The 14,155-nt window shown below is 70.9% G+C and carries 15 protein-coding genes; 8 read left to right on the top strand and 7 right to left on the bottom strand.

Annotation, left to right across the window (positions count from 1 at the left end; genetic code table 11):
* Window positions 1-18 precede the first annotated feature (18 nt).
* Window positions 19-768, top strand: a complete 750-nt coding sequence (locus tag QFW96_RS08675) for an alpha/beta hydrolase (protein WP_281455028.1) — start codon at window positions 19-21, stop codon at window positions 766-768.
* A gap of 33 nt (window positions 769-801) precedes the next feature.
* Here the strand turns inward: QFW96_RS08675 and QFW96_RS08670 are convergent, their stop codons facing one another.
* A complete protein-coding gene (locus tag QFW96_RS08670) occupies window positions 802-1,329 on the bottom strand; it encodes a GNAT family N-acetyltransferase (protein WP_281455027.1) in 528 nt (175 codons plus the stop codon).
* 158 nt (window positions 1,330-1,487) lie between these two features.
* Here QFW96_RS08670 and QFW96_RS08665 point away from each other — a divergent pair, with 158 nt between their 5' ends.
* Window positions 1,488-2,306 (top strand): alpha/beta fold hydrolase, encoded by an 819-nt coding sequence (locus tag QFW96_RS08665; RefSeq protein WP_281455026.1) that lies wholly within the window; start codon window positions 1,488-1,490, stop codon window positions 2,304-2,306.
* A gap of 3 nt (window positions 2,307-2,309) precedes the next feature.
* Here the strand turns inward: QFW96_RS08665 and QFW96_RS08660 are convergent, their stop codons facing one another.
* Together QFW96_RS08660 and QFW96_RS08655 are read right to left on the bottom strand one after the other, a co-directional pair.
* Window positions 2,310-2,483, bottom strand: coding sequence for a hypothetical protein (locus QFW96_RS08660; RefSeq protein ID WP_281455025.1), 174 nt, complete (start codon window positions 2,481-2,483; stop codon window positions 2,310-2,312).
* Window positions 2,484-2,587: 104 nt separating this feature from the next.
* Window positions 2,588-4,144 carry a coiled-coil domain-containing protein gene (locus QFW96_RS08655; protein ID WP_281455024.1) on the bottom strand — a complete coding sequence of 519 codons (1,557 nt, stop codon included), beginning with the start codon at window positions 4,142-4,144 and terminating at the stop codon, window positions 2,588-2,590.
* Between the two features lie 176 nt (window positions 4,145-4,320).
* Between QFW96_RS08655 and QFW96_RS08650 the strand changes: the two genes are divergently transcribed.
* The 3 genes from QFW96_RS08650 (at window position 4,321) to QFW96_RS08640 (ending at window position 7,947) form a co-directional block, all read left to right on the top strand.
* Window positions 4,321-4,704: an SPW repeat protein gene (locus QFW96_RS08650; RefSeq protein WP_406688920.1), complete on the top strand. Its 384-nt coding sequence runs from the start codon at window positions 4,321-4,323 to the stop codon at window positions 4,702-4,704.
* A gap of 155 nt (window positions 4,705-4,859) precedes the next feature.
* Window positions 4,860-5,492, top strand: coding sequence for a TetR/AcrR family transcriptional regulator (locus QFW96_RS08645; protein ID WP_281455022.1), 633 nt, complete (start codon window positions 4,860-4,862; stop codon window positions 5,490-5,492).
* Window positions 5,493-5,643: 151 nt separating this feature from the next.
* Window positions 5,644-7,947, top strand: a complete 2,304-nt coding sequence (locus QFW96_RS08640; RefSeq protein ID WP_281455021.1) for a penicillin acylase family protein — start codon at window positions 5,644-5,646, stop codon at window positions 7,945-7,947.
* 76 nt (window positions 7,948-8,023) lie between these two features.
* Here QFW96_RS08640 and mce read toward each other — a convergent pair whose 3' ends face one another.
* On the bottom strand, window positions 8,024-8,473 hold the full coding sequence (gene mce / locus QFW96_RS08635) for a methylmalonyl-CoA epimerase (protein ID WP_281455020.1): 450 nt from the start codon (window positions 8,471-8,473) through the stop codon (window positions 8,024-8,026).
* 133 nt (window positions 8,474-8,606) lie between these two features.
* Between mce and QFW96_RS08630 the strand changes: the two genes are divergently transcribed.
* The 3 genes from QFW96_RS08630 (at window position 8,607) to QFW96_RS08620 (ending at window position 11,855) form a co-directional block, all read left to right on the top strand.
* A complete protein-coding gene (locus QFW96_RS08630; protein WP_281455019.1) occupies window positions 8,607-9,611 on the top strand; it encodes a hypothetical protein in 1,005 nt (334 codons plus the stop codon).
* 240 nt (window positions 9,612-9,851) lie between these two features.
* On the top strand, window positions 9,852-11,039 hold the full coding sequence (locus QFW96_RS08625) for an acetyl-CoA C-acetyltransferase (RefSeq protein ID WP_281455018.1): 1,188 nt from the start codon (window positions 9,852-9,854) through the stop codon (window positions 11,037-11,039).
* A 90-nt stretch (window positions 11,040-11,129) separates the two neighbouring features.
* Window positions 11,130-11,855 carry a hypothetical protein gene (locus QFW96_RS08620; protein WP_281455017.1) on the top strand — a complete coding sequence of 242 codons (726 nt, stop codon included), beginning with the start codon at window positions 11,130-11,132 and terminating at the stop codon, window positions 11,853-11,855.
* Here the strand turns inward: QFW96_RS08620 and QFW96_RS08615 are convergent.
* The 3 genes from QFW96_RS08615 to QFW96_RS08605 all read right to left on the bottom strand — a co-directional run bounded on the left by QFW96_RS08615 (window position 11,785) and on the right by QFW96_RS08605 (window position 14,104).
* Window positions 11,785-13,170, bottom strand: coding sequence for a DNA polymerase IV (locus QFW96_RS08615; RefSeq protein ID WP_281455016.1), 1,386 nt, complete (start codon window positions 13,168-13,170; stop codon window positions 11,785-11,787). The genes QFW96_RS08620 and QFW96_RS08615 overlap by 71 nt on opposite strands.
* A gap of 141 nt (window positions 13,171-13,311) precedes the next feature.
* Window positions 13,312-13,728, bottom strand: coding sequence for a TipAS antibiotic-recognition domain-containing protein (locus tag QFW96_RS08610; protein ID WP_281455015.1), 417 nt, complete (start codon window positions 13,726-13,728; stop codon window positions 13,312-13,314).
* Window positions 13,729-13,921: 193 nt separating this feature from the next.
* The gene (locus tag QFW96_RS08605) at window positions 13,922-14,104 is read right to left on the bottom strand and encodes a hypothetical protein (RefSeq protein ID WP_281455014.1); all 183 of its coding nucleotides are present in this window, start codon (window positions 14,102-14,104) and stop codon (window positions 13,922-13,924) included.
* Between the last annotated feature and the right edge of the window lie 51 nt (window positions 14,105-14,155).

Raw genomic sequence — 14,155 nt, 5'->3', positions numbered from 1 at the left:
GTGGCAGGATCAGGTTCGATGAGCACCGAGATCCGCGCCAACACGATGCTGCCCGCCCGTCGCGAGCAGATCACCCTGCACACCGCTGACGGGCTGGAACTGATCGGTGAGCTGGCCCTTCCCGAGTCCGGGCAGCCGCGGGCCACGCTGGTCTGCCTGCACCCGCTGCCCACCCACGGCGGCATGATGGACTCGCACATCTACCGCAAGGCCGCGTTCCGGCTTCCGGCTCTGGCCGACATCGCGGTGCTGCGCTTCAACACCCGCGGCACCGCCAGCGAGGCCGGACGCAGCCAGGGCAGTTTCGACAACGGCGACTCGGAGCGCTTCGACGTGGCGGCCGCCCTGGAGTACGCGGAGTTCCACGACCTGCCGAACGTGTGGCTGGTCGGCTGGTCCTTCGGCACCGACCTGACCCTGGTGCACGGCCTGGATCCGCTGGTGGAGGGCGCGGTGCTGATCTCGCCGCCGCTGCGCTGGAGCACCGAGGACCACCTGCGCGCCTGGGGTGATTCGGGCAAACCGGTGCACGCCCTGATCCCGGAGTTCGACGACTACCTGCGGCCGGAGGAGGCCCGCGAGCGCTTCTCCCTCATCCCCCAGGCGGAGGTCACCGGCTTCACCGACACCAAGCACCTGTGGGTCGGCAAGGCGGAGGCCGCGCTGGACGCCATCGTGCAGGCCGTCGCGCCCGACGTCGACACCCCGCTGCCCCGCACTTGGGACGGTCCGTCGGAGACCCGACAGGTCACCATCGTCAACTCCTGAACCAGGCGGTGGGGTGGCAGGAAGGCTCCCATCTCACCTCAGAGGCTCGGGAACCGACCACCGGTAGAGGACTTCGGGGACGCCTTCGTGGAGGCGTTCCCGGACTCGTCCGAAGCCGAGCTTGTCGGCGACCCGGATCGCCGGGGCGTTGCGAACGGACGTGGCGATGACGACGGGCAGCCCGGGGCGGTTGCGGTGCGCCCACCGCAGCGCCGCGTGGCCCATCTCCGGCGCGTAGCCGCGCCCCCAAGCCGCGGGCAGGAACCGGAAGTACAGGTTGAGCACGTCCTCGGCGTCGTCGACGCATTCCCGCAGGCCACCGAAGCCCAGCACGTCGCCGGAAGTCACCGACAGCACCGTCCAGTAGCCGACGCCGCGGGCGTCCCAGTCGCTCTGGATGCCGTCCAGCAACCGCAGCGACTGGGCTCGGTCGCGCGGTGCGACCCCGGGGAAGACGTGCGTGTCGGGGCTGGTGTGCACCTCGACGAACGGTTCGGTGTCTGCGGGCAGCGGACGTCGCAGCAGCAGCCGGCGGGTGCGGATCTCCGAGGGGACGGACACCTTCCGCACGCTAGTGGGCGTGATGGTCGCCCTGCAGCCGATTTTCCGGGTTGCCGCAGGCGTGAAAGTGACAGGAAGGTTCCCATGCTCGGCGCGGCCCCACGTCGGCGCGGCTCGGTGGGTGTCCGAGGTGGGGGCCGTCCGGCAGGATGGTTCCCGTGCACTACATCGAATCCGGAGCCGGAACGCCCGTCGTGCTGCTGCACGCCTTCCCCGTCGACGCGCGCATGTGGGATCCGCTGCGCGGGCGGTTGGAGGAGCAGGTTCGGATCATCGCGCCCGATCAGCGGGGGTTGGGGGAGAGCGCGCTGGACGGGTTGTCGGCGCGCGGCATGGTCGACGAGCGGTCGGCCTCGCTGATCGTCGACCGTCCCGGTATCGACGTGGCCGCCGCGGACGTGGTGGAGCTGCTCGACCGGTTGGAGTTGCCGCGGGTGGTGCTGGGCGGCTGCTCGATGGGCGGGTACGTGGCCTCGGCGGTGCTGCGCGCCGCGCCGCAGCGGGTCGCGGGGCTGCTGCTGGTGGACACCAAGGCGCCCGCCGACACCGAGGGGCAGCGGGCCAATCGGCTCAACGTGGCCGCACGTGCCGAGCAGGAGGGCATTTCCGGGTGGTTGGCCGAGAGCATGCTGCCGAACCTGCTGGGTGCGAGCACGCGCCAGCGGCGCCCGGAGGTCGTGGAGGAGCTCCGGGCGCTGATCGAGGCGCAGCCCGCCGACGGGGTGGCTTGGGCGCAGCGCGCGATGGCGTCTCGGCCTGACAGCCTCGCCGCGCTGCGCGGGTTCGACGGGCCGGCGATGGTCGTCGTCGGTTCCGAGGACACCATCACCCCGCCGGAGGCGGCTCGGGAGATGGTCGATGCGTTGCCGAACGGCGAGCTGGTCGAGCTGTCCGGGGTGGGGCACCTGCCGTCGCTGGAGGCACCGGACGCTCTGGCTCAGGTGCTGCTGCCGTGGTTGGCGAGCATCGACGTGTGAGCGCTAGTCATCGCGGCCGCGTTCGTCGTCCTTCGCGTGCTGGGTGGTTTCCGGCTGGCGCTCCTCGCGCCGGAACCGCTCCGCGGTCTCGCTGGGCAACATGAAGTACCGGCCCGAGTCGCGCTGTCCACGCGACCGGGTGCCGGTGGTGTCACTTCCGGGGTCGTTGTCCGCCATCGATTGGTCCTCTCCTGGGGCGCCGGCTCACGGCCGACCTCGCCCATAGAGAGAGCGCTGCTCCGGAACGATGACGCGCGGTCACCTGACCAGTGGTAACGCGATCAGCTCTGCTGGTTGGCGTTCACCCGGTCCGAGTCCTGCGAGTGCTGCTCGGACTGCTGCTCGCCGGGCACCGGGAGCTGGATGCGGCGGGTCGGTTCGTCCGCGGAGAGCTGCTTGCGCTGGATCTTGTCGGTGGACTGGTCGACCGACGGTCGCGGTGAACCGCCCTGACCCGGCGTGCGCTTGGGCAGGCCCGATTCGGTGACGGTCTGCTCGGGCGCGCTGGGGGCGTCGTGGACCTCGCCGGTTTCGCGTCCGTCGCGGGCGATGGCCTCCTCGGCGTCCTTGCGGGCCTGTTCGCGGGCTTCCACCGCGGCCTTGCGGAGCTTCTCCTCCTCGGCGTCCTCGAGGTCGAGGCGTTCCAGCAGCGGCGTGGTCTGGCCGAGCAGTTCCGCGGCGTCGCGGAGCTTCTTGGCGACGGTGTCGCGGAGCTGGGTGAGCGAGTGGACGTGCTCGTCGGCCTGGGCGAGCCTGCGCTGCACCTCCTCGGTGGTGGCGCCGAGCCTGCGCTGCGCGTCGGCGCGGGTGGCGGCGACCAGGCGCTTGGCCTCGCGGGTGGCGACGTCGATGCGCCGGGTGGCTTCCTCGGTGCACTCGCGGATCATCCGCTCGGACTTCTCGGTGGCGTCGCCGACGAGGCGCTCGGCTTCCTGCTTGGCCTCCTGGATGCGGCGCTGCGCTGCTTCCTTGCTGGAGGCCTCGCGCGCGTGGGCGGCCTCGGTCGATTCGCGCTCGAGCTTCTCGGCGGCCTCGGTGGAGTCCTTCTCGAGCTTCTCGGCCTTGGCGGTGGCGTCGCTGACCAGCGTGGTCGCCTGGTCGGTGGCTTCCTGGACGCGGCGGTGGGCCTCGTTGGTGCCTTCGCGCAGCCTGCGGTTGGCCTCCTCGGTGGCCTCGCGGACGCGGCGTTCGGCCTCGGACTTGCTGGTGGCTTCCTGCTCGGCGAGGGCCCGCATGGACTCGGTGCGGCGGGCCGACATCGCGATCTCGAAGTCCTCCTCCACCTGGGTGCGGTGGGCTTCGGACTCCTGGTCGGCGCGCTTGCGGTTCTCCTCGGCTTCGCGGGTGATGCGTTCGGCCTCGGCCTTGGCGCCTTCCATCAGCGACCGGTGCTCGGTCTCCATCTCGCTGCGCCGGTTGTCGACCTCGCTGATCAGCCGCTCGTAGCGGGTGCGCAGGTTGACGGCCTCGGCTTCGGAGCGGGCGCGGATCTGGGCGGCGTCGCCTTCGGCGCGGGAGCGGATGTCGGCGGCCTCGTCCTGGGCCAGGCGCAGCATCCGCTGCAGCCGCTCGCTGAGGCCTTCGAGGGTTGTCGGCGGCTTGGCCAGCCGATCGACCTGACCGCGCAGGCTCTCGATCTCCGAGCGGGCCGCTTCGAGCTGCTTGGAGAGGTCGCCGGCCTGCGACACCGCGGCATCCCGGTCGGAGGTGAGGATGCGGATGTCGGCGTCCAGGCGCTCGAGGTGCTCGTCGACCTGGGCGCGGTCGTAGCCGTTCTTGCGAGCGAGATCGAAGCCCGATCCCAGTGGCAGCAAATCGCGGTCGTCGGCAAGGCCCATGACAACCAAGCTACCTGGTAGCCGACGTTGTTGTGGGAGGTGCGGCTGGGTCTCGGGAGGATTTTCCTCACCTCGGGTGGTCGGGGTCGCGACCCGCGAAAAACCCGCTATTGACCGGCTGGCCAACCAAGAGTGAACATGGACTGGTCAACTCGGACATAACGGAGGTGATCGACGTGGCCGACAGGTCGAGCGCTTCGGCTTCGAAGCCGTGGGTTCGCTGGCAGGACTGGGCCGGGGTCGTTCTCGGCGCCTACCTCATCCTCGCCACCATGTGGACGTCGACGAACGGTTCCGCGATGTCGGCGATGATCGTGCTGGGCGCGCTGCTGCTCATCGCGAGCGTGTGGTCGCTGGCGATGCCGGGATCGATGACCAGCGAGTACAGCCACATGCTGCTCGGCGTCCTGCTGTTCATCTCCCCGTGGGTCCTCGGCTACACCGAGATGATGGCGGCGTCGTGGACCTCGTGGATCGTCGGCGTGCTGGCCGTGATCGCCGGTGCGGCGGCACTACCCGAAGCCAATGCGAGCCACCGCGGAATCGCGGGGCAGCACTGATCCCCACCACCGCACCGCTCCTTCCCGCGAAGCGTTCGGCGCGGGTGCGAAGCGGTGACGAGCAGGAAGTGCACGGTTGCGACAATCGCGCGGCCCGGCGGTAACCTCCGGGCCGCGCTTTCGCGTTCAACCCGCCAGGAGGAGGTCGGGCGCACATGTCGAACGAGGTGGGCGAACGAGCCCGTCGACGCCCGTCCACTTCGGACCCCGACGACGATCGCGGTGCGAGCACCCGCGAGCGCATCCTCACCGCGGCCGGTGAGCTGTTCGCCGAGCACGGTTTCAACGCGACCCCGACCTCCCGCATCGCCGAGCGCGCCGAGGTCCCCAAGGGACTCATCCACTACTACTTCCGCCGCAAGCAGGACCTGCTGGCCGCGCTCGTGGAACGGCTGCCCGACGAAGAGGTGGAGTCCGACGCCCTCGTCGTGCGCGGCGACGTCGCGGGCAGCCTCCGGCGGCTGGTGAGCGAGCTCGACGCCCGCCTGGAGTCGTCGATGCTGCTCAGCCACCTGCTGTGGCGGGAAGCCGACACCCACGACGCGGTGCGCCGAGCCATGCAGCAGCGCTTCGGCGTCGTCGTCGAGCAGATCCGCCGGGTCATCGAGCTGGCCATGCCGCGCGGGCTGGCGGGCTGCGACATCGAGGCGGCCGCCATGCTGCTCGCCCGGGTGATCAACCACCGGCACTCGGTCGCCCGCCACCGCACCGAGGACGACGAGCTGGACCGCGAGATCGGGTTCATCGCCAAGGCCCTCGAACTCGGCGCTGCGGTCGAGCCCGCCTGACGCGGTCTCGCCCTTGTGGCCGGACGTTCGCGGCACTAGACATTCCGGCAGGTGATCACTGCGGGAGGTTGGGGTGGGCATTGGGCGCGTTCGCTTTTCCCGTCGGCAAGGACTCATCGCGACCGGATTCGGCATCGCCGGGGCGGGTGCGATGACCTCGGTCGGTGACGCGACGCCCGACCCGGCGTCCTACCCCGTGACCGGGCTGGCCGAGCCGGTCGAGCTCATCGAGGACCGCTACGGCGTTCCGCACCTCTACGCCCGCAGCGAGGAGGACCTGTTCCTCGCGCAGGGCTTCAACGCGGCGAGGGAACGTCTCTTCCAGATCGACCTGTGGCGCCGGCGCGGCCTGGGCCGGCTCGCCGAGGTGCTCGGCGCCGACTACGTCGAGCAGGACCGCGCGACCAGGCTGTTCCTCTACCGCGGCGACATGGACGCCGAGTGGGCGCGCTACTCCGACGACGCCCGGCTCGTCGCCACCCGGTTCACCCGGGGCATCAACGCCTTCCTCGACTGGCTCGACGAGCACCCCGAGCGGATCCCCGAGGAGTTCGGCGTCCTCGGCTACCGGCCCGCGCGCTGGGAACCGGCCGATGTGGTGCGCATCCGCAGCCACGGTCTCACCCGCAACCTGGAGAGCGAGGTCGAGCGCTCCCGCGTGGTCTGCGCGGCGGGCGTGGAGGCCGACCTCGTCCGCCAGGGCCTGCAGCCCGAGCACCGCACCGTCGTCCCGGACGGGTTCGACCCCTGCGCGTTGCCCGACGACGTGCTGGACGTGTTCGAACTGGCCACCCAGGACGTCGAGTTCCGGGAAGGTTCCGTTCGCCGCGTCCCCCGCGACGCCACCAGCGAGGGCAGCAACAACTGGGTCGTCGGCGGCGAGCGCACCGCGACCGGACGTCCCGTGCTGGCCAACGACCCGCACCGCGCCTACTCGACGCCTTCGTTGCGCTACATCGCGCACCTGTCCGCGCCGGGGCTGGACGTGATCGGCGCGGGGGAGCCCGCGCTGCCCGGCATCTCCATCGGCCACAACGGCACGATCGCCTTCGGGCTCACGATCTTCCCGATGGATCAGGAGGACCTCTACGTCTACGAGCTCGACCCGGCCGACGCGACCCGCTACCGCTACGGCTCGGGCTGGGAGTCGATGACGGTGCTGCGCGAACCGGTCCGGGTGCGCGGCGAAGCCGATCGCGAGGTGGAACTGGCCTTCACCCGGCACGGTCCGGTCATCCGCGTCGACCGGCAGCGCAACCTCGCCTACGCGGTGCGCACCGCGTGGCTGGAACCGGGCATGTCGCCCTACTTCGGCAGCATCGCCTACATGCGGGCGCGGAACTTCACCGAGTTCACCCGCGCCATGCGCAACTGGGGCGCGCCCACCGAGAACCAGGTCTACGCCGACGTGGCGGGAAACATCGGTTGGGTCCCGGGTGGTCTGGCGCCCAAGCGCGTCGGCTACGACGGGCTGCTGCCGGTTCCCGGCGACGGTCGCTACGAGTGGGACGGTTTCCACTCGGGCGACGACCTGCCGCGGGTGCTCAACCCGGATGAGGGGTTCATCGCGACCGCCAACCAGTTCAACCTGCCCGCCGGGCATCAGAACCTGGGGCTCGGCTACGAGTGGACCAACCCGTTCCGCCACCAGCGGATCGTGGAGGTCCTCTCCGGCCAGCGCCGGCACGCGGTCCGGGACTCGGAACTGCTGCAGAACGACCAGTTGTCGCTGCCCGCCCGCCGGATCCAGGCGCTGCTGTCCGGTGTGGACAGCGGCGAGGCGGATCTGCGCCGCGCGCTGCGGCTGCTGCGCGACTGGGACGCGGTGCTGGGGGCGGATTCCGCGGCGGCGGCCCTGTTCGAGGTGTGGAGGTCCAAGCACCTGGGGCCGGGTTTCGCGCGCGCCGCGGTCCCGAAGGCCGCCGCGCACATCGAGGCCGTCGACGACCTCGTCATGCTCGCCGAGCTGGAGAGGCCGGGACGCTGGCTGCCCGACGCCGCGGCCCGCGACCGGCTGCTGCTGGACACCCTGCGCACCGCCTACGCCGAGGTGCGCGAGCGCTTGGGCCACGCCGAGACCACGTGGCGGTGGGGACGACTGCACCACAGCTACTTCGCGCACCCCGCCTCGGGCGCTTTCAGCGAGCTCCAGCGCGCCCGCTTCGACGTCGGCCCGTTCCCGCGCGGCGGTTCGTCGGCGACGGTGAACCAGTCCGCATACCGCGTCAAGGATTTCCGCCAGACCAACGGTCCGTCGTTCCGGATGGTCCTCGACGTCGGCGACTGGGACCGCTCGGTCGCGGTGAACACACCGGGCCAATCCGGCAACCCGTCCGACCCGCACTACCGGGACCTCGCCGAGCGCTGGCGCAAGGGAACCTACTTCCCACTCGCCTACACCCGGGACGCGGTCGAAAGCCTCGCGGAACGACGAATCCTCCTCGTCCCGGCGTAGATGGGGCTCACGACGTGACGGGGAGGAGACGTGACGGCGGCGGGTCCTCTTCGGACCCGCCGTCCGCGTTCGGAGATCAGCGGCCGGTGGCGGCCGGTTCGACGAGTTCGACGAGAACTCCGCCGGCGTCCTTGGGGTGGACGAAGTTGATGCGGCTGTCCGCGGTGCCGCGGCGGGGTGCGTCGTAGAGGAGGCGCAGGCCCTTGGCCTTCAGCGCGGCCATCGCGGCCTCGACGTCGGTGACCCGGTAGGCCAGCTGCTGCAGGCCGGGGCCGTTCTTGTCGAGGAACTTGGCGATCGTGGAGTCCTCGCGCAGCGGTGCGAGCAGCTGGATCTGGGTCGCACCGGTGACATCGCCCGGGGCGCGCAGCATCGCTTCGCGGACGCCCTGCTCCTCGTTCTCCTCGGAGTGCGCCACCTCCAGGCCGAAGGTGTCGCGCTGGAACGCGATGGCCTCGTCGAGGTCGGGGACCGCGATGCCCACGTGATCGATTGCCGTGACCAGGTCGTTCAGTTCCGCTCGCATGGGTCGCAGCGTAACCGTCGCGGAAACCGTGGGAAAAGCGGCGAAATCCGAAGATCGGATTGCCCCAACAGGCGGAGTCGGGTGCTCTGATCCAGAGGCGAGCATGTGGACCATTCACGTGGAAGGGGTTGAAGTGGTCAAGACGCAACGGAAACGCAGACTCGCCGGGGTAGTCCTCGCCTTCGGCATCGCCGCCGCGACAACGGCTCCCCTCGCTCACGCGGCCGGCGATGACGGGACCATCAGCGGCGGTGGTGGGCCCAACCCGCGCGCCGAGCAGATGAGCCGCGATCGCGGCTGGGTCGTTCCCCTCGCACCGCTGCACTTCGGTGCCGAGCCGTACGAGGCGGTCGAGACCGCGGCCGCCACCGCGGCGGGGGAGGCAGACTGCAGCATCAGCACCACCGCCGCCACCTACCTGACGCTGTCCACGACCTGGCCGGAAGTGTCCCCGTCCGGGGCGTCCCCATCGCCGATGACGCTGTCCCGCTACGACGACCAGGCCTCGCTGGCCGACCCCGAGCAGCGGGCCGAAGGACTGTTCTTCAACCCCGGAGTCGGAATCTGGCAGCTCGACTCCGCGGGGCTCGGTGCGAAGGAAACGGCCGCCACCGCCATCGACAGCTCCAGCGCGGCCGCCGCGATGGCTCCCCGCATGGTCGGCAAGTACTGCTCGGCGATCAACGCCGGCAACAGCGAAGCCCAGGCGCGCGCCGCCGCCTGGGGTGACTGGCACGCCTGCGACTCCGGCGCCTGCGAGGACGTCTACCAGCGGCTCAGCTCCGACGGCGTCACCAAGGACGACGGAGTCGACCGCTACGGCGGCGCCGAGATGCGCACCTGCACCTTCGAAGGCTCCGAGTACGACTGCCTCTACGTCGACCCGGCCGAAGCCCAGGGCGAGGACGCCTGGACCTCCCCCGACTACGGGCCCGCCCCGGTGCCCGCCCCCTTCTACGCCTTCACCTACACCGAGGACGGCGTCGACTACGAGGTCCGCTACTGGCTCAAGGGCGACTCCGGCGCCGACACCGACGTGTCCGCCTCCCGGGAACTGGGCGTGGACGCGCGCAGCGAGCTCTCCTGGGCGGAGGAGTCGTCGCTGTGCGACACCACGACCGGAACCGGCAACTGCTGAGCCCGTTCCTCCCGAGCCGCCGCGGGGCCCGGGGCCGGTGTGAGCATGGGAACCTTCCTGTCACCCCGGTCCCGGCGAAACCGCAGGACGGGAACCTTTCGCTCACCTGCCCACCGCGCTTATGGCGGTCGTCACAGGCGGTGCCCGCGCGGTTCGCGGGTATGGTCCCCAGGGCGTTCGCGGGTGATGATGGGTGCGAAGCCGAGAACGTGTTGTGTCGACGATGACCGGGAGGCAGTCGTGAGTGGTTCTGTGATCGTTGCGGGCGCGCGGACCCCGATGGGACGACTGCTCGGTTCGCTCAAGGACTTCTCCGGTGCGCAGCTGGGCGGGGTCGCGATCAAGGCCGCGCTGGAGCGCGCCGGTGTCGCGCCCGAGCAGGTCGAGTACACGATCATGGGCCAGGTGCTGACCGCCGGAGCCGGTCAGATCCCGGCCCGCCAGGCAGCCGTGGCCGCCGGCATCCCGATGGACGTGCCCGCGCTGACCATCAACAAGGTCTGCCTGTCCGGGCTCGACGCGATCGCGCTGGCCGACCAGCTCGTGCGCGCCGGTGAGTTCGACATCGTCGTGGCCGGTGGCCAGGAGTCGATGACCCAGGCGCCGCACCTGCTCACCGGGTCCCGCGAGGGCTTCAAGTACGGCGACACCACGATGCTCGACCACATGGCCCACGACGGTCTGTTCTGCGCGTTCGACCAGGTCGCGATGGGTGTTTCGACGGAGAAGCACAACTCGCGCCACGGGCTGACCCGCGAGGAGCAGGACGCGTTCTCCGCCCGTTCCCACCAGCGCGCGGCGGCAGCGATCGCCTCCGGAGCGTTCGCCGAGGAGATCACCCCGGTCGAGATCCCGCAGCGCAAGGGTGACCCGGTGGTGTTCGACACCGACGAGGGCGTGCGCGGCAACACCACCACCGAGACCCTCGCCAAGCTTCGCCCGGCCTTCGCCGCCGACGGCACGATCACCGCGGGCTCGGCCTCGCAGATCTCCGACGGCGCCGCCGCCGTCGTGGTGATGAGCAAGGCCAAGGCGCAGGAGCTGGGTCTGGACTACCTGGCCGAGATCGGCGCGCACGGCGTGGTCGCCGGACCGGACGCGAGCCTGCACGAGCAGCCGTCCAACGCCATCGCCAAGGCCTGCCGCAAGGCCGGGGTCGAGGCCGGTGACCTGGACCTCGTGGAGATCAACGAGGCTTTCGCGGCGGTCGGCATCGTCTCGACCCGCCAGCTGGGCATCGACGAGGACAAGGTCAACGTCAACGGCGGCGCGATCGCGCTGGGGCATCCGATCGGCATGTCCGGTGCCCGGCTGGCCCTGCACCTGGCTCTCGAGCTCAAGCGGCGCGGGGGCGGCACGGGTGCCGCCGCGCTGTGCGGCGGCGGTGGCCAGGGTGACGCGCTGCTGCTGAACGTCCCGTCCGCCTGATCCGGGTTTCCCCGGTTAGTCCCTGAGAGGGACCCGGGGATTTGCCCACCTCCATGATCAACTGTCTGTTTCGTGGCTACCCTGGAACGCATGAGATGGCTTCCAGGCGGATGGCAACGAGCTGACTGGAGCGAGCCGACGCGCACGATCCCGCGCGGCACCGCTCGCTACACCTCGGGGCGCCCGGCGGCGGAGCCGCACCGCCCGCCGGCCGGGGCGCCCACGCTGCTCGGTGCCGACGCCCACGACGTCGACGTCAGCGCCGCGGGTTTCCGCTCGCTGCTCATCGGCGGCGGCATCAGCGGCCTGGGCACCGTGCTGATCGCGGCGACGCTGGTCAACAACGGCAGCACCGCGGGCATGTGGTTCTGGCAGCTGGTCTTCGGCGTCGCTTTCCTGTGGTTCGTGATGGGCTCGCGCGGCATGCTGCGCGGACGCGGCTTCCTGATCGACCGCAGCGGCTTCTACGCGCGCACCATGGGCGAGGTCGTCGGCGTCGACTGGCGCGAGATCCAGGCCGTGGGCATCGGAGCGCTGCCGTGGGTGGAGAACAAGCGCCCGGTGAACCCGGAGCGCCGTCGTGCGCTGGAGATCTACCCGGCCGACGCGGGCTTCGCCGAACGGCACCCCGAGCTCGACCGCTGGTGGGTCGAGGAGCCGCCGACCGTGCAGGGGCTGCCGCCGGACCGCTACCGCTTCCACCTGCCGCCGTTCAGCAGGCTCCCGAAGGACCTCGAAGCCGCGATCAAGGACATCGCTCCGCAGAAGTGGGTCGGCCAGTACCGGCGTCACCTGCCTCGTCCGCCGCAGGGCTGAGCCCCAGGCTGTCGATCGGGTCGGCGGTGACCAGCTGCGGGTCGTCGACCGAGAAAGTCCGCGCCACGCCCCGGCCGGTGGCCGCGGTCTCGAAGCGGACCGTGACCCGGCCGTGCCCGGCGCCCTGCACCCAGCCGTGACCGCGTTCGGCGTGGTGGACGTCGTCACCGGCCCGCCACTGCCGCGTCGCGGGCTCCGGGGTCTCGACCGGGTCGGGCGCTTCGGCCTCCGGCTGCGCGGCGTCGTCCGGATCGGCGGGGTGGTCGAACAACGACTCCTGCTCGGAGGTCGCCAGACCCGAGTACGAGACGCCCACCAGCCGCACGGGCGTGCCCGGTGGCACGGCGATCGGCAGGAGGCGGCGTGCCGCGGTCGAGAGGGTGTGGAGTTCGCTGGTCGCGGAGGAGAACGTCTCGGCCCGGCTGATCGTGGTGAAGTCCGAGTCGCGCACCTTCAGCGTCACCGTGCGCGCGGCGCGCCCGGACGACACCAGCCGCCGGTGCGCGTTCTCGGCCTGCCCCATCACCTCGGCGAGCAGCGTTGCGCGGTCGGTGATGTCGGTGTCGAAGGTCGTTTCCGCGCTGACCTGCTTCGCCTCGGCGCGCTCGGCCACCGGGTGGTCGTCGATGCCCTGGGCCAGGCGGTGCAGCTCACCGCCGACCGCCTGCCCGAGGAGCGAGGTCACGTCCTGCGGGTGCAGCGCGGCGAGCTCACCGATGGTGCTGACGCCGATGCGGTGCAGCTTGGACTCGGTGACCGGACCGATGCCCCACATCTTGCGCACCGGCAGCGCCCACAGCAGTTCCAGCTGCTCCTCGGGCGGCACCACCAGCATGCCGTCGGGTTTGGCCAGTCCGGACGCGATCTTCGCCAGCTGCTTGCCGGGGCCCGCGCCGATCGAGGCCACCACCCCGACCTCCCGCTGCACGCGGGCGCGCAGCGCGGCCGCGAATTCCTCGACCTGCCGGGTCGAGGCCCCGGAAAGCTCGGTGGGTTCGAGGAACGCCTCGTCGACCGACACCTGCTGCACCACGTCGGAGACCTCCCGCACGATCTCCAGCACGTGCCGGCTCACCGCTTGGTAGACGCGGAAGCGCGGCGGCAGCACCACCGCGATCGGGCAGCGGCGGCGCGCCTCGCCCATCGGCATCGCCGACTTCGCCCCGTACTCGCGGGCCTCGTAGCTGGCGCCGGCGACGGTGCCCCGCGGCCCGAGCCCGCCCACCAGCACCGGACGTCCCCGCACGGTGGGCCGGGTGAGCTGCTCCACGGACGCGAAGAACGCGTCCATGTCCATGTGCAGCACCCACCTCATGGGGTTCATTGAACTCGAACGGACCGACAACGGCCCGCAAGGCACGGCCGTGAGCGCCGTCCCGGATCCGGATCGGGGGAACCTCGCGATCAGCGTGACCGGTGCAGGGGAACCTTCCTGTCACGCTGCGGCCCGGCGGGATCAGCGCAGGCGCGCCCAGGCGTAGGTGGTCATGGCGTCTCGGAGGTAGGCGGCCATGCCCTTGGGCTTGCGGCGTTCGATGCGGTGCCGGAACTTCGGCTGGTTGACGTACATCTCGGCCAGCCGCAGGTACGAGGCGCGGTCGGGGGTCCAGAAGTGGCCGAGCCACTGGTAGTGGTCGTGCACGACCTGCTGGGTGCGGGGGTCGTTGCTGGGGACGCCGGTGGCGAACAGCTCGGCGACCGCGGAGCTGATCCGCTGCCAGTCCTGGCCGATCTTGCGTGCGATGGCCTGCTTCTGCGCGGGGCTGATGTTCCCGGCGCCGGCGGGGGTGAGGCTTCCGATCAGCGCGGTGCCGTCCTCGACCGCCTCGGTCTGTTCGAGAGCGGCGCTCCCGGACAGGTTGTTCGGCTGCACGGCATCCCCCTTGCTTCGATCACGCGCGCACCACGCGTTCCACACGGTCAACGGGCAGTGACGACCGAGGACTCTTTCGAGCGAATTGCGTCAACTGCCCGTGGCACAGTAGCGGAGGCGATCGGACGCAGTGCGTGATCCACCGGATCCGCGACCAGTCTGTGACTGCCACGCGGAGTCCGAGCAGCGGAGGTCAGTCCTGCCTGCGGTCGTCCTGCTCCTGGTCCTGCTTCGCGGCGGGTTCGCGCGGTGCGAGGAACACCACGCCCTTGTCCAGGTCCAGCGGACCCCCGGGATCGTGCTTCCGGGACACGCCGTCCTGATCGCCCTCGTGCTTGAGCTTGCGACCGGGGAACATCTCACCGATTGCGGCCATGCCCCCACGGTAACCGCGAGCTGCGACGACACGCAGGTGTGACAGGAAGGT

Origin of the sequence: Saccharopolyspora ipomoeae, from assembly GCF_029952525.1 — a bacterium.
Lineage (GTDB): Bacteria > Actinomycetota > Actinomycetes > Mycobacteriales > Pseudonocardiaceae > Saccharopolyspora > Saccharopolyspora ipomoeae.
This window is presented reverse-complemented; position numbering and strand designations above follow the sequence as displayed.

Excerpts from the sequence above, each read along its gene's own strand:
- QFW96_RS08645 (WP_281455022.1), top strand. The coding sequence starts at position 4,860 with ATGTCGAACGAGGTGGGCGAACGAGCCCGTCGACGCCCGTCCACTTCG.
- QFW96_RS08620 (WP_281455017.1), top strand. The coding sequence starts at position 11,130 with ATGAGATGGCTTCCAGGCGGATGGCAACGAGCTGACTGGAGCGAGCCG.
- QFW96_RS08615 (WP_281455016.1), bottom strand. The coding sequence starts at position 13,170 with ATGAGGTGGGTGCTGCACATGGACATGGACGCGTTCTTCGCGTCCGTG.
- QFW96_RS08640 (WP_281455021.1), top strand. The coding sequence starts at position 5,644 with ATGACCTCGGTCGGTGACGCGACGCCCGACCCGGCGTCCTACCCCGTG.
- QFW96_RS08660 (WP_281455025.1), bottom strand. The coding sequence starts at position 2,483 with ATGGCGGACAACGACCCCGGAAGTGACACCACCGGCACCCGGTCGCGT.
- QFW96_RS08675 (WP_281455028.1), top strand. The coding sequence starts at position 19 with ATGAGCACCGAGATCCGCGCCAACACGATGCTGCCCGCCCGTCGCGAG.
- QFW96_RS08605 (WP_281455014.1), bottom strand. The coding sequence starts at position 14,104 with ATGGCCGCAATCGGTGAGATGTTCCCCGGTCGCAAGCTCAAGCACGAG.
- QFW96_RS08655 (WP_281455024.1), bottom strand. The coding sequence starts at position 4,144 with ATGGGCCTTGCCGACGACCGCGATTTGCTGCCACTGGGATCGGGCTTC.
- mce (WP_281455020.1), bottom strand. The coding sequence starts at position 8,473 with ATGCGAGCGGAACTGAACGACCTGGTCACGGCAATCGATCACGTGGGC.